Here is a 23978-nt window from a genome sequence, read left to right as displayed (position 1 = left end):
CGCCGCTTCGACGGCTGCCTTTACTGTGATTACTTGCTGTGTGGCGATCTGTGTCACTGCATGCAGGATCGTCAACGCGGCCCTTCGCAACAGCCGCTCCGCCGACCGCCCTGAGATCATCCGCGAGCTTGCCAGGGTCTTCCGCCAGCTCCTGTCGACTTGGTGGCGACGCAAGTAGTAGCTGTTCACCGATCCCCTCACATGCCGGCCGGAGCGCGTTCTGTGTGCGCGCGCTCCGGTCGGCTCTATCGGCGTGAGGTACTTGTGGATATACAGTTGAGCAGCGTTGTGGACGTTCTCGTCCGGGCTCATGCCCCGCTGAGGCAGCAGCTCAAAGCAACTCATTCTGAACTTGCACAAATCCCTGCACGTTACCTGGGGGCGTTCCTTGCTGTTTCATGCACCGGTACACGAAATCGCCGCACAAGTCCGTGAAGGCTCGCTCATCTCTCAGCTGCGTCAGAACTTCATCCACGCGCATGGCCATGAGCCCAGCACGTCTGAGGTTCGTTTCTGGGAAGAGAGCATTCCTCTGCTGACCAGCGTGCTTCTGGAAGCGGGGCTGGATCACGTCGACATGATGATCGAATATGCGCTGCCACTCACCTCCAAGTACGCCGACGTGGTGCTCGCCGGAGTGCACCCAGTGAGCGGGCAGCCCTCGTATGTTGTCATTGAGCTGAAACAGTGGAGTAGGGCGAAGCCCGAAGAAGGGGAACCGCTACTGTGTCGCGTCGATGCATATGCGCGGCCCGTGCTTAATCCGATAGAGCAGGTTCGCGGTTACTGCGACTATTTGGCATCCTTTAACGGGGCGCTCGCCGAATTTCCGGAGCGCATCGCAGGTGTGGCCTATCTATACAACGCAACTGAGTTCGGTATCTCTGGGTTGCGCGAAGAGAGGCTGGGCGTACGCGGACGGTTGTTCAGCGGAGAGCGTCGTGGCGAATTTATTGCATACCTAGGTGAGCTACTGGCGCCTGAGTCCGGTGCAGCGGCGGCTGAAGGGTTGCTCACCGGGAGTATTGCTCCTCCAAAGCCACTCTTGACAGTGGCTGCCAATGAGGTGCGCGAGCGAGAACAGTACGTTCTTCTGGACGAGCAGCGTGTTGCGTATGAAGAGGTTATGCACGCGGTCCGCCGGGCACGACGCTCCGCTAACAAAGAGGTAGTGGTCGTTACAGGAAACCCGGGTTCTGGAAAGAGTGCGATTGCGCTGGCGCTCCTAGGGGAACTCCACCGGAGTGGTTCCACTGTGCTTTATGCCACGGGCTCGGCTGCGTTGACGAAAACCATGCGGAAGATTGCCGGGGCGCGCAGCCGTGAAGTGCAGAGCCTTTTCACATACTTCAACAGCTTTATTACTGCCGACCCTAACAGCGTAGACGTCCTCATCTGTGACGAAGCGCACCGAATTCGAGAAACTTCCGCCAACCGCTACACCCCAGCTTCTCATCGGACTGGAAGGCTGCAGGTTGAGGAGCTGATCGATGCGGCACACGTTCCCGTTTTCCTGCTGGACGAGTTTCAGGCTGTACGTCCCGGAGAGCTAGGGACGGTAAACATGATTCGGAAAACTGCGGAGGAGAGGGGGATCGACTGTCGGATCGTATCCCTCAGCGGAAATTTCAGAAATAGTGGCAGTGATGAGTATCTGCGCTGGGTAACACAATTGCTCGACCCGCCGAAGGCGGGACCAAAATCCTGGCAACCTGAGCGACGGATGGATCTCCGAACCGCCAACTCACCCCAGGAACTGGAAGAGTTCCTCCATCAGCAGCGGTCCCTTGGTTTCAGCGCACGCGTGACAGCCGGCTACTGCTGGCGATGGTCGGAGGCCAAGCCGGGGGAGCCACTGCCGAAGGATGTAGTGATCGGCGACTGGGCCCGCCCTTGGAGCCTCCGGGGCGACCGATCCGTTATGGGGGCCCCACCAGCCGCGCTATGGGCGACCGATCCGGCCGGATTCAGTCAGGTGGGTTCGGTTTACACCGCGCAAGGATTCGAGTACGACTGGAGCGGCGTGATCCTTGGGCCGGACCTAGTGTGGCGAAACGGGAAATGGGTTGTTGACCGCGCAGCGTCCAAGGATCCTGTATTCCGGAAGGTCATTGCGGACGACGATGTGCATCGTTTGATCTGCAACACATATAAGGTGCTGTTGACTCGTGGCATGGCTGGCACAGTGATCTATTCCACTGACGCCGCGACGCGCGTCAAGCTGCGTGAGCTAATTGAAACGCCAGTCACCGCTGCCTTGTAGGCGACAGATTCTCTTTTGTCAGCGCATTTTTTCGCTATTGCCAATCGGGCGCTGATGCGAAAATTGTTTCCACGATGTTAGTCGATGCCTGTGTGCCTTATGTGAGTTGCTCTCATGCTCTCACGGGAGGACGTCCAGACAGAAAGCGCCGCAGGGAAATGGCGATCCTCTAGAATCGAGGCCAGAGGTGTTCCGGAAAAACCTTCGAGAGTGCGAAGGACCTCCGGGAAATCCGCACGACGCAGGCGTACGGCGGTGCGTCTAGCCGCTTCCGCCTTCCCAAGCTGTAGTTGATCGTGCCATCGGATGAGACCGGAGATGAACATCTCACAGGCATCCGCGCGACCCTTCCGCAGTTCTTCGCGGTTCAGCCCAAAGACCTCGATGCTGTGCTTACCCTTGGGCGTACGGCATTTTAGCTTGCCCGTCCTCGGCAGTAGCTTCAGATGATCCGCGGGGTCGTCCACAGTCGGGTCGATGAGCAGGCAAGCGCCTGTTTCGGGGTCGCAGGGAAACAGGTGGCGCTTCTCGTTGCTGTTGCAGTGAGAGCAGGCCAGCAGATGGTTGTCCCAGCAAAAGGTCCGAAGTGGGGTACGAGCCTTCGGCTCGAAGTGGTCGATGTCGGTTCCCTGGTTATCCAGGCAGTACATGCAACGGATACGACCGGGGGCCATCTGCTCCAGCAGACTTTTGATGTGTCCTCTGGCAGCTTGCGCACCCTTCCACTGTGCATCGGCTGCGTTGCTTGTGGCCCCTGCGTCCTGGATCTTCTTCGTACGAGACTCGCAGAGCTTGGTCATCGCGTCAGTGGCAGGCAGGCGTTGGACGGGGATCATTCGTCACCTGCGAGGTGCGCCGCCATCTCATAGATCCGTGCGGTGCGGGAACTCGACAGCTTGGCTGCCAGGTCCTTGTACTCCGCGACTTCGTCGGCATTCGCTTCCTCATCGAAGACCTTCTCTTCGAGATGCACGAGCCTCTTTCGCAGGTTGTCTGCGTGCTCGGAGTACGGGGTCTCTAGGCCAAAAAGCTCGGAGAGCACGGCATCTTCGCCGCTGCCGTACACGATCCGCCGATACAGGTCCGGTGCTACGACCTCAGGCGCCCGCTGTTCCTCAGGCCCCGGCAACCGAATCAGTCCACCTGGATCAGCTGCCTGGCAAATGTAAGGGCTATGGCTGGTCACAATGAACTGGATCCTTGGAAAGTGACACTTCAGCCAGTCGCCGATCGCCCGTTGCCAGGTGACGTGCAGATGGGCGTCCACCTCGTCGATGATGACCACTCCTGGCATCCGCACGATTGGACGGCCGGTGCTGTTAGTCCCGGTGTCGAGGGTCCCGTAAGCCGTCTGGAGTTGTCGGACTATGTCGAGGACGAGGGCCACGACGGTTCGGAAGCCGTCACTCATCTCCCTTAGGGGATAGGCCCGGTCTGGGGAGTCGGCCGGTGCCACCCACAGTCCTTCGGACGAGACCCGCAGCGCCCGATACTTGTTGGGCAGCAGGCCGTCGGAGAGCAGCTCCTTAACGGTATCCAGGAGCTGGGTGGCCTCTTCGCTGCCCTCGAGACTCCGCAGCCTCAGCTCCTTGAGCCAGCTGACGCCCTCGGCGAGCGAGGCGTCCTCGTGGAAGAGCGAGGCCATCCGTCCCGCGGGTCCCGGCGAGAGCATGAGCCGTTGGGCCTCCCCACTGCCCCCCATCAGGCGTCGGAAGGGGCCGTATGCGGCACAGAACCAACCTTGCGGATTGTCAGACCAGGGGCCGCGCTCGGCTGACGGAGACCCGTACTTGACGCCGCCGTATTGGGATAGCGAGGGCTGTACGGCGCCGCCGAGGGTGTTGTGCTGGAGGCCGTCGGCTTTCGGTAGCGTCCAGTCCAGACCGAGCATCATGCGGCCGTCCGGTCCGCGGCCTCGGCCGGTGAGTTGGTCGACTGCGTAGTCAGGTGAGACAGCAGCCTGACACCAGGCGGCTGTCTCACCAGTAGTGATCCAACCGCTGAAATTCTGGGTGAGGGTACGAGCGACACGCGGGCCGGCGAGCGTAAGGGCCAAGGCGCGCAGGAACGTGGACTTTCCGGAGCCGTTGCGTCCCGCGACTACAGTCCAACTGCCGCCATCGCCGGGCTGGGGCAGGGCGAGTGTGTCAACAGCACGGGCTCCATGGAAACCCCGGACACTGGAGAGGCCGAACTCTGTAACGTACACACAGCCCTCCTTACCGATCCTCTGTTCCCCCAGCGGGGATGGCAGTGTCAGCCTCTCATGAGCTGCTGACACTGCCATCTGCCTCGGCTCCGATGCTTCGGACAGCTCCTCGCCGAGACACGCCCAGCCCTCTGGCAGGGCAAGATTCAGACCTCACAGTCAGCGTTTGCGTGCTGGTAGCGGCCGGACGTCAGGCTAGATCGTCCGCGATGACTTCAGTCTGCTTCAGGACGCGGTCGACCGCGTCCGGCTCCTCGTCCGGGGGGTAGCCGAAGAAGTTGAGCAGCAGTTTGACCTTGGCGCGAATGCGATCCTGGGCTTGGCTCTTGACGCGCCAGTCAATAGTGACGTCTCCCGCAACCTGCTCGTACAGCTTGCGGGCGATCTTGGACAGGATGTCCTGTCCCATTTCCAGGGCCTTCGGGTTGGCAGCGATGGCGTCGTAGAAGGCCATCTCGTGTTCGGACAAGCCGAGCTCGGTAGCTAGCGCGCGGGACCCGGATACCTCTTGGGCCATCTCGACGAGGAGTCTTGCCGCCTCAGCGGAGCCGATGAGGCCGTTGTGATAGCGGTTCATCACCGCTTTCATTGCTTCGGAGTACTCCTTCTGCCGCGTGAGGTTACTCGGGTGCGCTTCCTGGATTTCGCGGGCGATGGCGTCCCGCAGGGCCTTGAGCGCCAGGTTCGGATGGCGGCTGTCCCTCAACTGCTGCACGAAGCCCGCGTCGAGGTGGGAGAGATCGGGTTTGGTGAGGCCGGCGGCGTCGTAGATGTCCACGACACCGTCCGCGGCCACCATCTCAGCGTTGAGCTGCTCGATCATGCGGCGAACATCCGCTTCGGTGGCCAGGCCGAGCTGCTGCCGATGTTCCGCGGCCAGCTTCTGATAAGTCGTACGCAGGGTCGCGAAGAAGTGGACGTCGGACAACAGGTCCTGCACGTCGGGATGGGTGGGGCAGAGAGAGAACGCCTGGGAGAGCAGGCGGCCGAAGTGGAGGAAGCGCTGTGCCCGGGTGGGCTCGCCCGGTGGTAGGGCAGGCTCGGCGGTCTCCAGAAGGTCCAGGGCTTCACGGAGTGCTTCGCGGTGTCCGACATCCCGTAGAGCTGTGCGCCAGGAGCAGTCCCGCAGTACTGCGTCGACTTTGCTGTGCATGCCGCGTACAGACTTGACCGCCTCGGCGATGTGCGCGCCGATAGTCTCCTGCTCCTGGTCAGCCTCCGAGTACGTGGCCAGCGCGTATTTGAGTTCTCTGGCTACGCCTAGGAAGTCCACCACTAGGCCGGAGGGCTTCTCGTCCCAGGTGCGGTTTACGCGTGCGATGGCCTGCATGAGGGCGGCGCCGCGCATGCGGCGATCCAGGTACATGGTGTGCAGGGGAGGGGCGTCGAAGCCTGTCAGCCACAAGGACTGAACGATGATCAACTCAAGTTCGTCTTCCGGTTTGCCGACACGGTCTTGGATGTTCTTGAGCTGAGTTGGGGTGCGTACGTAGTCCGCGATGTCGGGTGTATCCCTGCCGGGATTGCCGGTGAAGACCACCCGGATCTTCCCGGAGCCGTCCGGGTAGAGCTCGGTCTCAGGGTCGGGAGTGCCGGTCCACTCCTCGCGGCGTTCTGCCAGAGCTCGGAAGAGGCGGGCGGCGTTACGACGTGAGGAACAGACGATCATGGCCTTGCCGGGGCTGCCCGTAAGTTTGATCATCTCCTGGCGGCGGATGTTCCAATGGGAGAGGATCGTGTCGGCAATGGAGCCAATACGTTCGGGGGCACCGATTAGGTCCTCGAAGCGGGCGAAGATGCTGCGTGCCCGGGCTTGCTCTTCCGTAGTGAGCCCTTCGACGAGCCCTTCGGCCTTGGCGTTGAGCTCGTCCAGGTCTATCCCTGTGGGGAGATTGACCTTGTGCAGGATCGGCTCATAGAAGACGGGCACGGTCGCCCCGTCGTCGACGGCCTGTGTGAGGTCGTACGTGTGGATGGTTGGCCCGAAGACCTGGTGAGTGGAACCAGTCCGGTTGTCGATGGGGGTGCCGGTGAAGGCGATGAAAGTGGCGTTGGGGAGGGCGTCGCGGAGGTTTCGGGCGAAGCCATCCTCCAGGTCATAGTGGCTACGGTGGGCCTCGTCGACCACAACGATCACGTCACGTCGGTCTGTGATGACTGGATGCCGGGCGCCGGCCTTCCGTTCCTTTTCACTCACCCGGAACTTCTGAAGCGTTGAGAAGACGATGCCCCCGCTGTCTGCTCGGCGGGTGAGTAGCTCGCGCAACTGGCTGGCCTTGGTTGCTTTCTTCGGGCTACCGCTGACCATTTCTAGGCTCTTGCTCTGCGCGAAGGTGTCGAAGAGCTGGGAGTCCAGGTCGATACGATCTGTGAGCAGCAGGACCGTGGGGTTTGCGACCTCGGGGATGGTGGCGGCGAGTCCTGTGTAGAAGAGCATTTCCTCGCTTTTGCCCGCGCCCTGAGTGTGCCAGATGACGCCGGCCCGACCGTCAGTGGCGACGGCTGAGGCGGTGGCGGTGATCGCCTGCCTCACCGCAACATACTGGTGGGCCTTGGCAAGTTTTACGGTGTCGACCTCGCCACCCATCCCCTCGGCGGAGAACGAGAGGAAGTTCGCGATCAGGTCGAGGAAGCGATCGGGCTCGAGTGCGCCGTGGATCATGCGGTCGAGCGCGAGGTCGTCGTTCCGCTCGTGCTTGCGAAGGAGAGTGCCGTCCTCCTCCGCGTGCCAGGGGGCCATGTGCTGCCAGGGGGTATGCGGGGTGCCGAGGCGAGCCGTTATCCCGTCACTCGCGAGCGAGAGGAGCAGCGTACGAAAGACGCGGTCGATTTTGAGTTCGCGGCGGTAGTTCTGGATCTGGTCGTATGCAGATCGTGAATCGTCCGTGCCGCCTGCTTTCTTCAATTCGATGATGGCGAGCGGGATTCCATTGACGTACAGGACGATGTCGAATATGAAGACGCGTCCTCGGGCTCCCTTGACGCGAACCTGGTTCGCAGCGACGAGGTCGTTGCCGTGAGGGTTGGCGAGGTCGACAGGTCGGACAGTGACATGTCGTTCCTGCTGAGTCACGGGGTTGATGTAGGACACCTTCACGCCGGCCTTCAGGTGCTGGTAGAAGCTCCAGCTGAGGCGGACTTCCTTTGCCGGGAAGGTGTCGAGCAGCCGCTCGATCGCGTCCTCCACTGCGGGTGAGGGCAGCTCGGGATAGCGCGATGTGATGGCTGCGCGCAGGCGAGGATAGAGGATGAGGTCGTCCCACCCTTTCCGGTGCCCATCCCGGGGGCGGAGATTCTTGCCCCGGACGTGCTGCCAGCCGCGCTCGGCGAGCTGCTCGAGCGCGTGGAGCTCCCAATCCGACTCGGACATGGCACGGCCAGCGGGCGTGCCGATCTCCATGGCGTCCGTTCCCCCGTTGGTGGTCATGCGGCGTCCTCCACGATCCTTTCGGCGTCCTTGACGCGGATCTTTCTAGTGACGAGCCCGGGGAGCAAGGTGTCGCGGAGGGCGGTGAGAGTGTCGTTCTCGCGACGTGCGGCTACAGACTGCTCCTGCATCGGGTCGCAAACCCTGCTGAACTCGGAGAGATCTGCAGGAGACGGAACAGTGATCCGTAGTGCTCGGATATCGCGAAGGCTGAGGTAATCCGCCATGTCGGTTTGGCCCTTGAGCCCGCCTGCTTGATTCCAGAATTCCTTTCCCTGGAACCAATGGAGCATGAAGAGAGGGGAAACGGGGCTGCTTTCCGCGAGTCGAAAATAGCAGACCTGCGGGCTGTAAACGAACTCAGGCTGGCCGGCCTCAATAAGCGCTACGCGGCCGACGGTTCCCTTCGTGGTCAGGATGACATCGCCTTGCTGGGAGACCTTCGGCCCCATAGCGCCCCGATACGCATTGCTGACGTAGTGGGTGAAGCTGGGAGTGATCGCCCCGTGGCCGACATCGGCTACTCGAAGAATCGGAAGCCCTGGTTCGCCGTGTTCGGACTGCTTGGTGCGGTATCCGTCTCCGAGGGCCATGAATCCGCGCTTGGCCAGTTCTGCCAGCGTATAAGTCGAAGTGTCGGCGTCGCCAAGGTTGATGATGCGTTCGTGCCAGGCAGAACAGAGTTCGTTGAGCGTGGTGAGCTGACGCTCATTAGCCGCGATCTTTTCGTCCAAGGCGCCGAGGATTTCGGCGATCGCCGCTTGATCTTTCATCGGAGGCGTAGGAACTTTCAGCCCTCGAAGAGTGGCCAGCGAGTTGGCGATGCTCGGAACGCCTACCTGTGAGGCGTTGGCCAGTAGTGCGCGCTGCCCTTGTGGGGAGCGGAACCAGTAATAGTAAAATTCGGGCACTGATCGGGACTCGTCCAGCGTGGCCTTCATCTGGCTGGACGAGATGACGTAGTCTGAATATGAGCTGCTGCGAGGAATCATTGAGACCTGCCCAATGGTGCCCTTGCGAGTAAATACTAGGTCGCCCGATGACACGCGGGATGACTTCACTTCATTCGCTGCGTCTTCAGTAATGAAGACAAAATCCGCATCATGGAAGATGCCTCTATTCAGATTAATACCGCGAATGAAAGGAACGCCGTCCGCTGCGTAATCTTCCGTTGTGATTTTCGACCCGAATGGGCCGAGAGAGAAGGATTTTTTACCTGCGGCAGCGAGGTGCACAAAGGGCTCATGGGGCCACGTCTCCATCAGATCCTCCTCAGCTGCTCGTCTACAGCCTTTGCTAGCTGCTCAGCCTCCGCGAACTGGTCCCGTAGCAGCGCCGTGAGGCGTGCGATCTTCACCTCGATCGGCTCGGCATCCGGGTTGTCCGCGACCTCCGCGGTTCCTACGTACCGTCCCGGCGTCAGGAGGAAATCGTTTTCGCGCAGTTCGTCCAGAAGGACACTGCGGCAGAAGCCAGCGACGTCTTTGTACGTGGATTCGCCTTCGACTCCCCGCCAGGAGTGGAATGTCCCTGCGATCCGCCCCAGTTCAGCCTCGCTCAGCTCCCGCATCGTCCGCGTAGCCATGAAGCCGAGCTCTCGCGCATCGATGAAGAGGACTTGCTCCGCCCGTTCCGCCGACACCCATGGCGATCGCGCTGGCCGCTTCCCCTTTCCCTCCACCAGGAACCACAGGCACGCTGGGATCTGCGTCGACCGGAACAGCTGTCCCGGCAGCGCCACCATGCACGCGACCAAGTCCTCCTCGACCATCGCGCGCCGGATGTCGCCCTGCCCGCCCGACGTGCTGCTCATTGAGCCGTTGGCCAGGACGATTCCGGCCCGCCCACCGACCGCGAGCTTGCTGACCATGTGCTGGATCCAGGCGAAGTTGGCGTTGCTGGCCGGCGGGGGGCCGTACTTCCAGCGTTCGTCGCGGGCGAGTAGTTCGCCACCCCAGTCGGAGATGTTGAACGGCGGGTTGGCGAGAACCACATCGGCCTTCACGTCACCGTGCTGGTCGTTGCGGAAGGAGTCCGCGGGCTCCTCGCCCAGGTCCACCTCGATTCCGTGGATGGCGAGGTTCATCTTGGCGAGCCGCCAGGTCGTCTGGTTCCGTTCCTGGCCGTAGACAGAGACGTTGAATCGGTTGCCGCCGTGCGTCTCCACGAACTTCTCGGCCTGCACGAACATGCCGCCCGATCCGCACGCGGGGTCGAGTACCCGCTCACGTTCCTTCGGCTCCAGCATCTCCACGAGCAGTCGTACCACTGAGGGCGGCGTGAAGTATTCGCCTCCCTTGCGCCCCTCGGCGAGTGCGAACTGCGCGAGGAAGTACTCGTATACCTCACCCATCAGGTCCCGCGCGCCTACTCGCTTCCCGTCCAGAGAGATCTGCGACTGGAAGGTCAACTGGTCGAGGAGTCGCACTAGTTCGGCGAGAGTGGGCTCGTCGACTCGACCGCTGTTGTACATCCTTGGGAGGGTGTCCTTCAGAGGCCGGTTGAACTTCTCAATGGTCCCCATCGCGCCATCGATGACCTCACCGACGCTCGGCCCGTCTGTACTCACCTTGGCGTGCTTGAGCACCTCGTTCCACCGTGCTGTCGGTGGCACGTAAAAGATGCCGGCCCCGGTGTACTGGAGCGGGTCTTCGACCGTCTTGCGGATCAGCTCTTCTGGGGCTGTGCCCTCCAGTCCCATCTCGGCGAGCATGCCGCCACCCCGCAGCTCCTCCTCCAGCAGCTCCCGCTTCTCCTCCATCGCGTCCGACACGTACTTCAGGAAGACCAGGCCGAGTACGAAGTGCTTGTACTCGGCCGCGTCCAGGCTGCCACGCAGCTTGTCGGCGGACTTCCAGAGGATGGACTTCATGTCCTCCGGCTGGGCTTGCTTCTTCTGGCGGGGTGGCACGGGAGGCTCGCTTCGTCGTCTAGCGGGGATCAGGGAGACGTCCGTCGTGGTTCAGTCTCGTACAGATCTACGCCACATCCGTCGCATCGGCGCAAGGTCGTCACTAATGGATTCGGCCACTACCTACTTGGTTCGTCTCTGCTCGCGCTCTAGCTGGCGACGCAGCTCAGGGTGGAGTGCTCCACTCCGTTCAAGACGCCTCCATCCTGGCGGCCGCCGTGAGCGGCAGCACAGATAGGGCTTGGAGGTTCGCCGAAAGAGGTGGATTAGCGGCGAATGTCTGGTCTGGTTGGGAGGGAGGGGCACCGATCTTCAGTGCTGGGTCAGATAGCAAGGAGCATGGATGGCGAGCGTCTTTCAGAGGTGCAAGGGGGACACCCGGGATCGAAACTATCCGTGCGTGCGTCCACGCTGCGGTCACGCATGGACCGTGCGGTACCGGGAGCCGGGCGGACGACGGGGCCGGCAGAGGGAGAAGTCGTTTCCGCGGAGGATCGGCCTGGACGGTGCGGACGCCTTCGCCGCTGGTGTGGAGAAGGGTATGAAGGCTCGCGTCTGCGTCGATCCTGTGCGCGGCGCCATGTCCTTGTCGGTCTGGGCCGGGGAGTGGCTGGAGCGACGAGTTGTCGGTGAGGCGACCCGCCGCAACTACGAAGGGTTCGTCCACAACCATCTCGTGCCGCGCCTCGGTTGTAAGTCCCTGGCTGGGCTGGCACGGCGGGACTTTGAGAAGTTCATCAAGGACATCTACCGAGGCGGTGCAGGGCTGGCTGCATCGACAGTGAATGACCGCATGGTGATGGTGGCCGCCATCATGGAGGCGGCCGTCGTGGACAAGCGCATCACAGAGAACCCAGCCAGGGGTGTCCGGATCTCCCGCAGGGATGCGCTGGCGGTGGACGAGGACGAAGTTCCAACGTCAGCCGAGGTCGATCTGATCGCTGCGCACATCGCGCCGCGCTTCCGCCTCACTGTCTACCTTCAGTCCGGCACAGGCCAGCGCCCCAGCGAAGCCCTGGCCTTCTCTGCCGAGTGCAGGCGGCCTGGCTACGTCAGGATTCGATGGCAGGTCAGTGCCAAGGCGCACCGTGAGGACTGCCAAACACCCTTCGTGCCGCTCAAGCATCGGCTGGAGAAGGAGTGCCGAGACGTCCCAACCGCCCTCTTCGTTGAGCAGGAGATCGACGCGCACCTTCTGAAGTGGAAGTCGGTGCCCGTCGTCTTCACTGGGCAGAAGGGGAAACGGATTCGGCTTGAGACCTTCTTTGCTCCACGTCAGCCTGGCGCTGGCGTGATGCCGTCCATCGCGTCCTACGGTTACCAGTTCAAGAAGGCATGCCTCTCGGCTGGCCTTGTGGATCTGGACGGCAATGCCAAGTACACGCCTCGTAGCCTGCGGCACTTCTTCGCATCCACGGCCCTGACCAACGGTGTGCCAATCCACGAGGTCTCGCGCTGGCTGGGGCACCGTTCGGTCAAGACGACAGTCGACATCTATGGGCATCTGCTGCCCAGCGCCTGGGATCGCTGCCGGGATGTTCTGCAGCGCGCCATGCGGCCTGTATCCCCAGACGCGACGTCCCGCCCGGCAGAGGAGGGAGCTCGAGCGGCAGCGCCCGAGCCGCGTAGGTGTACGAGGGGCCGTTTAGCCTGCACGGTGCTGGGATGGAACGCCCGTGCTGGGATGGTGCTGGGATGACCCTTGCGAAACCCGCGTTTCCGCAGGTGGGAGCTCTGTACTACGGATTCCGCTTCAACGTGTAGTGCGTCACTTGGCAGCATCACATCGCCGATCTGGCAAACATGCAGGTCAGGAAGGGTCCGGCTCTTCGGAGTCGGGCCCGTTGTGTTTTCTCCGGCTGGGATGGTGCTGGGATGGCTGACCTCTCGTCATCATCCGGCGCTGTGCTCCAGCCCCTGATCCAGGTGCTCTCGGGACATACAAGCAGGCTGCGGCTGCGCCGGGAGCTGTTCGATGCCATTGACGAGGGCGAGTCGAGGACGCGTTCGCGGAAGTCCGGGCGCAGACCGGGCCGCAAAAAATCCGGACGGTTCGCTGAAGCGCGACGGCAGGACTTCGGCGGCGTGAGGAGGAGCTACCTCATCGACAAGTCCGCCCCGGCCCGCCGGGGCAAACCGGCGGTGCGGGCCCGGCTGGACGCGCTGGGCCGTGACGGCTCCTGGCGGTGTGCGCCCCGACCGAGTAATTCGGCGCGCGGAAGGCCCGAGGCGCTGCGTCTGCGTACACCGCTCCGCGGTTTCGACTGCTTGCCGTGCAACGACGAGAGTTCGAGCGGGCGCTCGCGATCCAGGCGCTGGCGCTGAACGCTGGGTTTCACCGGGCGCTGTCGCTGGCCGATGTCCTCATTTGACGTTGGTCTCCACGAGCGCACCGGACCGTTCTGCCGAGAGGCGTTCGCCGTCGGGGCGGCTTTCCTGGTCGGCCAGGACCGGGTGTGAGCCGCCCGCTGTGATCGCCCTCGGCCGGTAGCATCCGGCGGATGGACGTGGTGATGGGGGCGCTGCCTCGAGGGCTCGCACTGGTGGAGCGCGTGGTCCGCGGGGAGCTCGACCCGCGCGGGGGGCCCGGTGTGGTCCGGCTCGCCGAGGAGAGCGGGCTGGACAAGGGGCAGACGTCGCGGCTGCTGAGGGATCTCGTCGCCTCCGGTGTGCTCGCCCGGGAAGGCCACGAGTTTCGTGCCGGGGCAGAGCTGCTGGCCGTCGCGGGGGAGGGCGGTCCGTGGGGGGTGCGGAGCCGGGCGCTGCTGCGGGAGCTGGTGGTCCGGTTCGGGGCGTGCGCGTACGTGGACGTGCTCTGTGGGGCGATGGTGCTCTCGGTGCGGGCCGAACTGGCCGCGTGGGCCGAGTTCGCCTGGGCGCGGGCGGGGCGGCTGACGCCGGTCTGGTGCACCGGGGCCGGGCGGGCGCTGCTGTTCGGCCACTCCCGGGAGGAGGTCGCCGAGTTGCTGGGCGGCGAGGACTTCATCGGGGCGGGTGGTCCGTACGCACCCCGCTCGCTGGACGATCTGCTGGTGCGGGTCGCCGCCGACGCCGCGCACGGGGTCGCGGTGTGCGAGAGCGAGTACGACGAGGACGTGCTGGAGATCGCCGCGCCGGTACGGGACCCGCGCGGCGCCGTCGTGGCGGCGGTGAGCGTGGTCGTGCCGCATGCGGCGGCCAGGGACGACCGGGACGAGCTCGTCGCGGCGGTCGGTGACGCGGCCGCGCAACTGGCGTCCCTGCTGGGCTGAGTCTCAGTCTCAGTCTCCGGAGCCTCGGTCCGAGTCCGAGTCCGAGTCCGGGTCCGGGTCCGAGTCCGGCTCCGCCGAGCGCAGAGCGGCGGTCAGCCAGGCGCTCCAGCGGACCACCGACTCGGCGCAGGCCGCCGTGCCGGGCTCCAGGCGGCGGCGGGGGCCGACGACCTGGACGGCGGCGACTATCTCGCCCCGGAAGTCCCTGACCGGGGCGGCGAGTGAGTACAGGCCGGGCTCGGCCTCCTGGTCGACGATCGTGTACCCGCGCTGCCGGGCCGTGTTGAGGCGGGCCAGGAAGTCGTCCAGGTCGGCCGGGGTGTTGGGGCCGTGCCGGACGAAGGCCGTGCGGGCGAAGACGGCCTCGATCTCGGCGCGGCCGGCGTCGAACAGCAGGGCCTGCCCGGCGTCACTGCAGTAGGCGGGATAGCCGCGGCCCATCCAGGACACGAACGAGGACAGGGCCGGCGGCATCGCCTCCATGATCGTGACGGAGCTGGCGCCCCGCAGGACTCCCAGGTAGGAGCACTCCCCGGTGTCGGCCGCGACACCCTCCAGCGCGGTGCGGCCGTCCCGCCGCAGCCGTGCCTCCGTGACCTGCTGGGCCCGTGCGTACAGCTCCCAGGCGACGGAGTAGCGGAGCGAGGCGGGATCACGGCGTAGGAACCGGGCGGCTTCGAGGCTGCGCAGGACGCGGGAGACGTGACTGCGCTCCCGGCCCAGCAGGTCGGCGACCTCGGCGGCGGTGTGTCCGCGGGGGTCCCGCGGCGGGTGTTCGGCGAAGAGGCGGAGTACGGCAAGGCCGCGCTTCAGGCTGCTGTCGGTGGTCATCGCGGGCCGAGCATAGCGCCGGTCCGTGGGGCTCCCGGGCGCTCTGCCGCTCGGTTCATTGCGGCGACATTTCAGTCTCATGAAGGTGCGCGTGCAGGATGAGCAACTGGGCTTGATTATTTTGCAACCGGCATTACGCTCCCCTCAATCCACCGGAACGTCAGGCCCCTCAGGAGTCCCCTTGTCCGCTCTGCGCCCGCTCGTACTTCTCGGCATCGCGACGCTCTTCCTGGCGGGCTGCGCCGACCCCTCCGGATCGTCCGCCGCACCGGCCGGCGAGTCGCCCGACACCCCCTCCGCCGGCGCCGCGATCGCGACGGACCCCGCACTCGCAGCCAAGGTCCCGGCCGCGCTGAAGGCGAGCGGCATCACGATCGCCAGCGACGTCAGCTACCCGCCCATGGACTTCTTCGACTCCGACAACAAGACGGTGATCGGCGCCGAGGCCGACCTCGGCAAGGCGCTCGGCACCGTCCTCGGCGTCAAGGTCACCTTCGCCAACGTGCCCTTCGACTCGATCATCCCGGGGCTGCAGGCGGGCAAGTACCAGCTCGGCCTCTCCTCGTTCACGGACACCGCCGAGCGGGAGAAGGTGGTCGACCTCGTCACCTACTTCGACGCGGGCACATCGCTGCTGGCCCCGGCCGGCAACCCCGAGGCGCTCAAACCCAAGGGCGACTCGCTGTGCGGCCGGACCGTGGCCGTCGCGAAGGGATCCACCCAGGCGCTGGTGGACCTGCCGGCCCGGCAGAAGAGCTGCAAAACACCGATCAAGGTCAGCACCTTCCCGGACGGCACCTCCGTGAACCTCGCCGTCACCAGCGGCCGGGCCGCCGCCGCCCTGGCCGACTCCCCGGTCGCCGCGTACGCCGCCAAGCAGTCCGACGGCAAGCTCGAGGTCGCCGGCTCGTCCTACGGCAACGCGCCCTTCGGCATAGCGGTTCCCAAGAACAGCGAGCTGACCGGCCTGCTGAAGTCTGCCCTGGAACACCTCAGGACGACCGGCGGCTATGGAAGCGTTCTCGCCAAGTGGGGCCTGGAGTCCGGGGCGCTCGACACGTTCGAGATAAACGCGGCCTCGTGATGGAGGAGTTGCCGATCCTCCGCCGCAGGCGGCCCGGCCAGTGGGTCCTGACCCTCGTGGTCCTGCTCCTGGCCTCGGCCCTGGTCCGGTCGCTGGTCACCAACCCGCGCTTCGAATGGGGAACGGTCGGCGCGTGGCTGTTCAGCCGGACCGTGCTGAGCGGACTGCTGGCCACCCTCGAACTCACCGTCGCCGCCATGGCGATCGGGCTCGTACTGGGGGTCGCGCTGGCACTCATGCGCCTGTCGGACCACACCGTCGCCCGCACGGTCAGCTGGCTGTACATCTGGCTCTTCCGGGGCACGCCGCTGCTGGTCCAGCTGCTGTTCTGGGGCTTCATCTCCGCGCTGTACCCGACGCTGTCGCTGCACCTGCCGTTCCTGCCGGCGATCGGTGACGTACCGGCGAACGCCGTCATCACCACCTACGCGGCGGCCCTGCTCGGCCTCGGCCTCAACGAGGCCGCCTACCTCGCCGAGATCATCCGGGCCGGCATCGTCTCCGTCGACCACGGGCAGACCGAGGCCGCCGAGTCGCTGGGCCTGTCGCGGGCCAGGACGCTGCGCCGCATCATCCTGCCCCAGGCGATGCGGGTCATCATCCCGCCGGTCGGCAACGAGACCATCTCCATGCTCAAGACGACGTCTTTGGTGAGCGTGCTGGCCTATGCCGAACTGCTGTACTCCGTGCAGATCGTGTACGCCCGCACCTACGAGACGATCCCGCTTCTGATCGTCGCCTGCATCTGGTACCTGGCGGTCACCACCCTCCTCAACCTCGGCCAGTACTACCTCGAACGTCACTTCGCGAAGGGCAGCCGCCGATGATGGTCCAGGCCACCGGGGTCCGTAAATCGTTCGCCGGACACGAAGTCCTGCGCGGTGTGGATCTGTCCGTGCCACGCGCCACGGTCACCTGCGTGATCGGCCCGTCCGGGTCCGGGAAGTCCACCTTCCTGCGGTGCGTCAACCACCTGGAGCGGCCCGACGGCGGTCGCATCCTGGTGGACGGCTCGCCGATCGGGTACGAGCCGCACGGACGCGGGCTGCGCGAGCTGCGCCGTCGCGACCTCGCCCGGCAGCGGCGCCGGATCGGCATGGTCTTCCAGCGCTTCCACCTGTTCCCGCACCTGACGGCACTCGGGAACATCACCGAGGGACCGGTCGGCGCGGGACGATCCCGGGCCGAGGCCACCGACGAGGCGATGGCACTGCTGGACCGGGTCGGCCTCGCCGACCGGCGGGACGCCTACCCCGCCCAGCTGTCCGGCGGCCAACAGCAGCGGGTGGCCATCGCCCGCGCCCTGGCGATGCGGCCGAAGCTGATGCTGTTCGACGAGCCGACCTCGGCGCTCGACCCGGAACTCGTCGGCGAGGTCCTGGACGTCATGCGGGGCCTCGCCGCCGACGGCATGACGATGCTCGTGGTCACCCACGAACTGGCCTTCGCCCGCGAGGTCGCCGACGAGCTCGTCTTCTTCGACGACGGCCGCGTGCTGGAGTCCGGGCCGCCGGCCCGGATTCTCACTGCCCCGGACCACCCCCGAACCCGCGACTTCGTAGCGAGAGTGCTGTGACCAGGAGTGCCGTGAAGACCTTCCGTGACGCCCTGGCCGCCGGACCGCTCGTCCTGGACGGCGGCATGTCCAACGAGCTGGAGGCCCAGGGCCATGACCTCGGCGACGTGCTGTGGTCCGCCCGTCTGCTGCGCGACGCCCCCGAGGCGATCGCGGCCGTCCACCGGGCCTACTTCGAGGCGGGCGCGCAGGTCGCCATCACCGCGAGCTACCAGGCCACGTACGAGGGCTTCGCCCGACTGGGCATCTCCCGGGCCGAGACCGGCATGTTGCTGCGACGCAGTGTGACTCTGGCCCGCGAGGCAGCCGCCGGGAGAGGCTGGGTCGCGGCATCGGTGGGCCCCTACGGCGCGATGCTGGCCGACGGCTCCGAATACCGCGGCGACTACGGCCTCACCGTGGCCGAGCTGACGCGCTTCCACCGTCCCCGGCTGGAGAGCCTGGCCGAGGCGGGCCCCGACGTCTTCGCCGTCGAGACGATCCCCGACATACGGGAGGCCGAGGCCGTACTGACCGTCCTCGACGGCCTGGGCATCCCGGCCTGGCTCGCCTACAGCATCCGGGGGACGACCACGAGTGCGGGTCAGCCCCTGGTGGAAGCATTCGCTCTGGCCCGGAGCAGCGCCGCGGTCCTCGCCACGGGCGTCAACTGCGCCCCGGCCGCCGAGGTCGCCCCGGCCCTCGCCCTGACCGCCGGTCTGCCTGGCGTCGCCTACCCGAACGGTGGCGGCGTCTGGGATCCGCAGGCCCGGAGCTGGCAGGGCGCGGAGGACGAGATCTCGGACCTGGCCCCCTCCTGGCTCGCCGCCGGCGCGGCGCTGGTCGGCGGCTGCTGCCGGGTGGGCCCCGCCGGGATCAGGGAGCTGGCCGTCCGCCTGCGCCCTTCCGACGAAGTCGGCTGAAGGCCGAGCCGTGCCCGTCGTGCCCGCAGGAGCCGTGCCCGCAGGAGCCGTGCCCGCAGGACGGCGGCTCACGGCTTGCCGCGTGCCGTTGCTCGCCCGCCGCCGGCACGTGGACCTGATCCGCGTCACCACCATCTCCTCTCGCACGCACGACCGCTGACCACCCACCTCTCGCAGCCGCCTCGTCTCAAGGAACGCCATTCATGTCGCAGCCCGCCTCCCTCCCGGTGATCGACCTCTCCGCCCCCGACCGCGACGCACTCCACCGGGCCGCCCGTGACGTCGGCTTCTTCCAACTCGTCGGCCACGGCGTCACCCCTGCTGAGCAGGCCCGCCTACTGGACACGGCGCGCGGGTTCTTCGCCCTGCCGGAGGTTGAACGACACACCGTCGACAACCTCAACTCCCCGCACTTTCGCGGCTACACGCGGATCGGCAACGAGCAGACCCAGGGCCGCCGCGACTGGCGAGACCAGCTCGACATCAGCAACGAGCTGCCCGCCCACGTACCCGGACCCGGTGAGCCGCCGTACTGGTGGCTGGAAGGCCCGAACCAGTGGCCGGACGCCCTGCCCGCGCTGCGCGAGGTCACGCTCGCCTGGATGGACCGCCTCAGCGGAGTCGCTCACCGGCTGCTGCACCAACTGCTCGCCGCTGTCGGCGGCCCCGCCGACTTCTACGACGACGCCTTCGCGGGCAACCCGCGCAACCACCTGAAACTCGTCCGCTACCCGGGCCGGGCCCCGGAGGGGGACGACCAGGGAGTGGGCACGCACAAGGACTACGGCTTCCTCACCCTGCTGCTCACCGACGAAGTGCCCGGCCTGCAGGTGGAGTCGCCCGACGGGGCCGGGTTCATCGACGTGCCCCACCTGCCGGGTGCGTTCGTGGTGAACCTGGGCGAACTGCTGGAAGTGGCGACCAACGGCTACCTCAGGGCGACCAACCACCGCGTGGTCTCCCCGCCCGGTGCCCGCGAACGCTTCTCCGCCCCGTTCTTCTACAACCCACGGCTGGACGCCCGCATCGCCCGCCTTCCCTTCCCCCACGCGGCGGACGCGAGAGGCGTCACCCAGGACCCGGGCAACCCGTTGTTCGCGGAGTTCGGCTGGAACGAACTCAAGGGATGGGCCCGCGCCCACCCCGAGGTCGTGAGGAAGCACCACCCGGCAATGGAGATATCGCCAGCCGCTGTCGACCCGTCGTCGGGGCGGCTGGTGAGTGATCGTCAGGGGCAGCCGTCGTAGGAGGGCGTGAGCGACGCCGGGCCTATGACGCCGCGCGCGGAATGCCCGCCTCCGCGTACTCGCCGAGCCCTCCGACCCCCGAGCCTTCCGCCCCCGGCCCCCGATGTCGTCCCCGTTGTCAGTCCTCCGTGGAAGACTGCGCGGATCCGGGCGGGCAGCGCGGGCGGCGAGCACACGAGGGGCGTCATGGCGGGTGGCGGCGGGACGGCGGGCGGGGCATCCGCGGTGCCGGGCGCGAGCGGTACGCGGGAGCGGGCCGGGGACCCACGGCCGGAGGAACCGCCCGTGGGGCGCAGGGCCCGGGACCTGCTCGCGGAGGGCGGGCGGCTGTACGACGCGGCGCGCACCGTCCTCGCCGACCACACCCGCGCACGGGAAGCCGTACGGGCGGCGCTCGAGCCGCTCCGGGCCGAACTCGTCGCCGGGGAGCTGGAGTCCATCCCCGTCTCCCGGCTCAAGGACGTCACCGAGGGCCGGCTGCGGCTCGCGGCGATCGAGGCGGCCGGTCTCGGCTCGGTCCGGGCGGTGCACGAGGCGAGCCGCTACGAACTGCGGCAGATCCCCGGAGTCGGCGCCCAGACCGCCGACCAGGCGCTCGCCGCCGCCCGCCAGATCGCCCGGGCGGTCGAGGAGACCGTCTCCGTGCGCATCGACGTGGACCGTCCCGAGCCGCGGACCGCCGCCCTCGTCGTCGCGCTGCGCAGGCTCGTCGAGGCCGGCCCGGAGCTGCGGCGCGCCGTGGACGCCGCCGGGCGGCTGGACGAGCGGCTCGGCGCACTGCTGCCCGCGGCCCGTCCGGCCGCCGGGCGGCTGCGCATGGCGTTCGCCGGACGCCACGGGCGCGAGAGCGCGGCCGCGGCGATGACCGAGCTGCGCGAGCTGACGGCCGACGCGAGGGCACGCGGCCTGCGGCTGCTGCTCGCCCAGGCCTCCGCGGACCTGCTGCGCGAACCGGCCTCCGACATCGAGGCGTGGGTCGACTTCGAGCTGCGCTCCGCCGACTACTACAGCCAGCTCGCCGAGGTGTCGGACCAGGCACCCGACGTCGCGGCCGCGGAGGGTTTCCTGCCGTCGGAGGTCGCCGAACGGGTGCACGCGCAGGCGCTCGACGACACCCACCTCCGGGTGTCGCTGCGCGGCTACCAGTCCTTCGGTGCCCGTTTCGCCCTGGCCCAGCGCCGGGTCGTGCTCGGTGACGAGATGGGGCTCGGCAAGACGGTGCAGGCCATCGCCGCGCTGGCCCACCTCGCGACGGAGGGGCACAGCCACTTCCTGGTGGTGTGCCCCGCGAGCGTGCTGATCAACTGGACGCGCGAGATCCGCTCCCGCAGCACCCTGCGGGCCCTGCCGGTGCACGGCCCCGACCGGCAGGACGCGTACGCCGAGTGGTGCGAGCGCGGCGGCGTCGCTGTCACCACCTTCGACGTCCTGCACACCCTGCCCCGGCCGGACGCCGCGGCGAAGACCACGGTCCCGGCCCCCGGCGGACCGCGACGGGTCCCGGCTCCCGGCAGAGCGCGGCGCACCACGAAACCCGAAGCGGCGCGGGCCACGGCACCCGATGTGGCGCGGGCGGCCACGGCACCCGGTCCGGCGCGGGCGATCACGGCACTCGGCGCGGTGCGGCAGGCCACGGCCTCCGACGCGGCGCCCGCGGCCCCCGTACCCGGCTCCCCGCCCGGCCTGCTCGTCGTCGACGAGGCGCACTACGTGAAGAATCCGGAAACCCGCCGGGCCAGAGCCGTCGCCGTCTGGACCGCGCACTGCGACCGGGTCCTGTTCCTGACGGGCACGCCGATGGAGAACCGGGTCGGGGAGTTCCGCAGCCTCGTGCGCCACCTCCGTCCCGAGCTGGTGCCCGGGATCCACGGCAGCGACGCGGTCGCGGGCCCGCACGCGTTCCGCAGGTCGGTCGCCCCCGCCTACCTCCGCCGCAACCAGCAGGACGTTCTCACCGAACTGCCCGCGCTCGTCGAGGTCGACGAGTGGGAGGAGTTCGGCGCGGCGGACCAGGACGCCTACCGCAGAGCGGTCGAGGCGGGGAACTTCATGGCGATGCGCCGGGCCGCGTACGCCGACGCGGAGCAGTCCGCCAAGCTCCAGCGGCTGCGCGAGCTGGTGACGGAGGCGGCGGAGAACGGACTGAAGGTGGTCGTGTTCTCGTACTTCCGGGACGTGCTCGGCACCGTCCACCAGGCCCTCGGCGAGCGCGTGTTCGGGCCGATCTGCGGATCGGTGCCCGCCGCCCGCCGCCAGCTTCTGGTCGACGCGTTCGCGGCGGCCGACGGGCACGCGGTGCTGCTCTGCCAGATCGAGGCGGGCGGGGTCGGCCTCAACCTCCAGGCGGCGTCCGTGGTGATCCTCTGCGAGCCGCAGGTCAAGCCGACCCTGGAGCACCAGGCCGTGGCCCGCGCGCACCGCATGGGCCAGGTCCGCACGGTCCAGGTGCACCGCCTCCTCGCCGCGGACAGCGTGGACGAGCGGCTGCTGGAGATCCTGAAGAACAAGGACCGGCTGTTCGACGCCTACGCGCGCCGCAGCGACGTGGCGGAGGCGACCCCGGACGCGGTCGACGTGTCGGACGGCCGGCTCGCCCGCCGTCTCGTGGAGGAGGAGCAGCAGCGGCTGGCCGCCGCCGCCCGCACCTGACGCGCCGGCGGCCGAGGCGGCGTCAGATGCCGTGCACCTGGGCCACCGTGAACGGGGTCCGGGGTGTCCCCGGCCCCATCGGTCCGCCCTTGTCGAACTGCGACCGGACGACGAGCGTGCGCCCGCCGTGCCGCACGAGGGTGGTCGGGATGCAGAGGGCGGTGTCGGTGACCCTGCGTTCCAGGCGGGCCGCGGTGCCGTCGCGCGAGAGCCGCCAGCGGGTGATCGTGTCGGTCGCGTTGTGGGCGGCCCACAGGGTGCCGCGGACCAGTTCCAGTCCGTCGCCGTTCACCAGGTCGCCGCCGGACAGCGTGACGGGGCGTATGCCGCCGGTGGCGAGGTCGACGCGGTACAGGGCGCCCGCGGTCATGTCGACCGTGAGCAGGTAGTGGCCGGTGGCGACGATGCCGTTCAGGGTGAAGGTGCCGGGCGGATGCGGGGCGAGGACACCGCCGAGGTCGTACGCGGTGGTCAGTGCCGACCGGCCGCCGTGCGCGGCCGTTCGGGCCAGCTCGGCCGGCGTCACGCGGTAGACGACCTCGCGCACGCTGTCCGTCAGGTACGCGCTGCCGTCCGGTGTGATCGCCAGGTCGTTGACGAACCGGGGGGCGTCGCCGGGCACGTCGAAGCGGGCCAGCAGGGCGCGGGTGCGCAGGTCGTAGACGTCCACGCCGGACGTCGAGTCGGTCACCCAGAGCCGTCCCGCGCGGTCGGCCTTCAGCCCGTTGGCGGTGGTGCGGCCGTCCGTGCCGCCGGGCAGGAAGACCTCGGCCGTACGGCGGCCGGGTGTCGCGCGGTAGACGGCTCCCGTGGTGTACGAGCCTACGTAGAGGTCGCCCGTCCGCGGGTCAGCGGCGATGCCCTCGGGGTACACGCGGTCGCCCGGAAGCTCGTACGCGGTGGTGACGCGGGGCGGGGCGGCGGTGCGGGCCGCGGCGCCGGCCACGGGCGGTGCGGTGAACGCGGTCGCCGCGGCCGTCAGGGCGGCGGCGGTCAGGAAGGTGCGGCGCTGAATCGGACGGGACACGACGGTGCCTCTCGGTCGGCGTCTGAGCGATGAACGGGTACGAAGTTAGATTAGGGCTCTAATGCTCGTCAAGGTATTTATGTGCGCGAGAAGGCTCAGCATCGAGTGGTCGATACGATGCGGTCATGACGTCCATGCCCGCGGCCGAGCGGCTCGGCTCCCACATCAAGCGGGCCGAGCAGGCTCTCAACGCGACCAAGACCGCCGTCCTCAAGCCGGCCGGCCTGACCGTCGCGCAGTACGCGGCCCTGCTCCACCTCGGCGCGAACGCCGGCATCTCGGCCGCGGCGCTGGCCCGCCTGTGCGGGGTCACCCCGCCGACGATGAACACGGTCCTGAAGAACCTCCAGGACCGCGGCCTCATCGAGCGCACGCCGCACGAGTGGCACCGCAACGTGCTGGAGACGCGTCTCACCGACGAGGGCCGGGCCGTCCTGGCCGACGCGGACGCGCGGGCGGTGCGGGTCGAGCGGGCGCTGGCCGCGGAGTTCACGGACGAGGAGCGCACGGCACTCGTCGCCCTGCTGGGCCGCTGCGTCGGCCTCCTCGAAGACGAACGGCCCTGAGAACCCCGGCCGGGGTGACGCCGGAGTTCTCAGGG

At 67.2% G+C, this 23978-nt stretch carries 17 protein-coding genes; 10 read left to right on the top strand and 7 right to left on the bottom strand.

The window, feature by feature from the left end:
* The first annotated feature begins 388 nt into the window (after window positions 1–388).
* Entirely contained in the window at window positions 389–2263 is a 1875-nt protein-coding gene (locus tag AC0ZLC_RS15255; protein WP_476752592.1) for a DUF2075 domain-containing protein, read from the top strand.
* Between the two features lie 77 nt (window positions 2264–2340).
* On the opposite strand, the gene AC0ZLC_RS15250 is transcribed toward AC0ZLC_RS15255, so the two are convergent.
* The 5 genes from AC0ZLC_RS15250 to AC0ZLC_RS15230 all read right to left on the bottom strand — a co-directional run bounded on the left by AC0ZLC_RS15250 (window position 2341) and on the right by AC0ZLC_RS15230 (window position 10771).
* Window positions 2341–3063, bottom strand: a complete 723-nt coding sequence (locus AC0ZLC_RS15250) for an HNH endonuclease family protein (RefSeq protein ID WP_476752477.1) — start codon at window positions 3061–3063, stop codon at window positions 2341–2343.
* 32 nt (window positions 3064–3095) lie between these two features.
* Window positions 3096–3908, bottom strand: a complete 813-nt coding sequence (locus AC0ZLC_RS15245) for an AAA family ATPase (protein ID WP_476752476.1) — start codon at window positions 3906–3908, stop codon at window positions 3096–3098.
* 754 nt (window positions 3909–4662) lie between these two features.
* Entirely contained in the window at window positions 4663–7899 is a 3237-nt protein-coding gene (locus AC0ZLC_RS15240) for a type I restriction endonuclease subunit R (RefSeq protein ID WP_476752475.1), read from the bottom strand.
* Window positions 7896–9161 carry a restriction endonuclease subunit S gene (locus AC0ZLC_RS15235; protein WP_476752474.1) on the bottom strand — a complete coding sequence of 422 codons (1266 nt, stop codon included), beginning with the start codon at window positions 9159–9161 and terminating at the stop codon, window positions 7896–7898. Before AC0ZLC_RS15235 ends, AC0ZLC_RS15240 begins: the two co-directional genes overlap by 4 nt.
* On the bottom strand, window positions 9161–10771 hold the full coding sequence (locus AC0ZLC_RS15230) for a class I SAM-dependent DNA methyltransferase (protein WP_476752473.1): 1611 nt from the start codon (window positions 10769–10771) through the stop codon (window positions 9161–9163). Before AC0ZLC_RS15230 ends, AC0ZLC_RS15235 begins: the two co-directional genes overlap by 1 nt.
* Window positions 10772–11351: 580 nt before the next feature.
* On the opposite strand from AC0ZLC_RS15230, the gene AC0ZLC_RS15225 reads away from it, so the two are divergent.
* The gene (locus AC0ZLC_RS15225) at window positions 11352–12509 is read left to right on the top strand and encodes a tyrosine-type recombinase/integrase (protein ID WP_476752472.1); all 1158 of its coding nucleotides are present in this window, start codon (window positions 11352–11354) and stop codon (window positions 12507–12509) included.
* An 802-nt stretch (window positions 12510–13311) separates the two neighbouring features.
* Entirely contained in the window at window positions 13312–14061 is a 750-nt protein-coding gene (locus tag AC0ZLC_RS15220; protein ID WP_476752471.1) for an IclR family transcriptional regulator domain-containing protein, read from the top strand.
* A 9-nt stretch (window positions 14062–14070) separates the two neighbouring features.
* Here the strand turns inward: AC0ZLC_RS15220 and AC0ZLC_RS15215 are convergent, their stop codons facing one another.
* On the bottom strand, window positions 14071–14892 hold the full coding sequence (locus tag AC0ZLC_RS15215; protein WP_476752470.1) for an IclR family transcriptional regulator: 822 nt from the start codon (window positions 14890–14892) through the stop codon (window positions 14071–14073).
* Between the two features lie 181 nt (window positions 14893–15073).
* Between AC0ZLC_RS15215 and AC0ZLC_RS15210 the strand changes: the two genes are divergently transcribed.
* The 6 genes from AC0ZLC_RS15210 (at window position 15074) to AC0ZLC_RS15185 (ending at window position 22350) form a co-directional block, all read left to right on the top strand.
* Window positions 15074–15976, top strand: coding sequence for an ABC transporter substrate-binding protein (locus tag AC0ZLC_RS15210; RefSeq protein ID WP_476752469.1), 903 nt, complete (start codon window positions 15074–15076; stop codon window positions 15974–15976).
* On the top strand, window positions 15976–16803 hold the full coding sequence (locus tag AC0ZLC_RS15205; RefSeq protein WP_476752591.1) for an amino acid ABC transporter permease: 828 nt from the start codon (window positions 15976–15978) through the stop codon (window positions 16801–16803). Before AC0ZLC_RS15210 ends, AC0ZLC_RS15205 begins: the two co-directional genes overlap by 1 nt.
* Complete coding sequence (locus AC0ZLC_RS15200; RefSeq protein WP_476752590.1) at window positions 16803–17552, top strand: amino acid ABC transporter ATP-binding protein; 750 nt, start codon at window positions 16803–16805, stop codon at window positions 17550–17552. The genes AC0ZLC_RS15205 and AC0ZLC_RS15200 overlap by 1 nt, the downstream gene beginning before the upstream one ends.
* 11 nt (window positions 17553–17563) lie before the next feature.
* Window positions 17564–18454 (top strand): homocysteine S-methyltransferase, encoded by an 891-nt coding sequence (gene mmuM, locus AC0ZLC_RS15195; RefSeq protein ID WP_476752468.1) that lies wholly within the window; start codon window positions 17564–17566, stop codon window positions 18452–18454.
* A 203-nt stretch (window positions 18455–18657) separates the two neighbouring features.
* Window positions 18658–19701, top strand: coding sequence for an isopenicillin N synthase family dioxygenase (locus AC0ZLC_RS15190; protein ID WP_476752467.1), 1044 nt, complete (start codon window positions 18658–18660; stop codon window positions 19699–19701).
* Between the two features lie 186 nt (window positions 19702–19887).
* Window positions 19888–22350 carry a DEAD/DEAH box helicase gene (locus tag AC0ZLC_RS15185; protein ID WP_476752466.1) on the top strand — a complete coding sequence of 821 codons (2463 nt, stop codon included), beginning with the start codon at window positions 19888–19890 and terminating at the stop codon, window positions 22348–22350.
* Between the two features lie 22 nt (window positions 22351–22372).
* On the opposite strand, the gene AC0ZLC_RS15180 is transcribed toward AC0ZLC_RS15185, so the two are convergent.
* Complete coding sequence (locus AC0ZLC_RS15180; RefSeq protein WP_476752465.1) at window positions 22373–23377, bottom strand: SMP-30/gluconolactonase/LRE family protein; 1005 nt, start codon at window positions 23375–23377, stop codon at window positions 22373–22375.
* A 125-nt stretch (window positions 23378–23502) separates the two neighbouring features.
* On the opposite strand from AC0ZLC_RS15180, the gene AC0ZLC_RS15175 reads away from it, so the two are divergent.
* Window positions 23503–23943 (top strand): MarR family winged helix-turn-helix transcriptional regulator, encoded by a 441-nt coding sequence (locus tag AC0ZLC_RS15175; protein ID WP_358850273.1) that lies wholly within the window; start codon window positions 23503–23505, stop codon window positions 23941–23943.
* Window positions 23944–23978: the final 35 nt, after the last annotated feature.

This window comes from Streptomyces sp. GLSS-08, from assembly GCF_056387915.1.
Note: the sequence above shows the minus strand (reverse complement) of the source record. Positions and strands in the feature narration are given on the sequence as shown.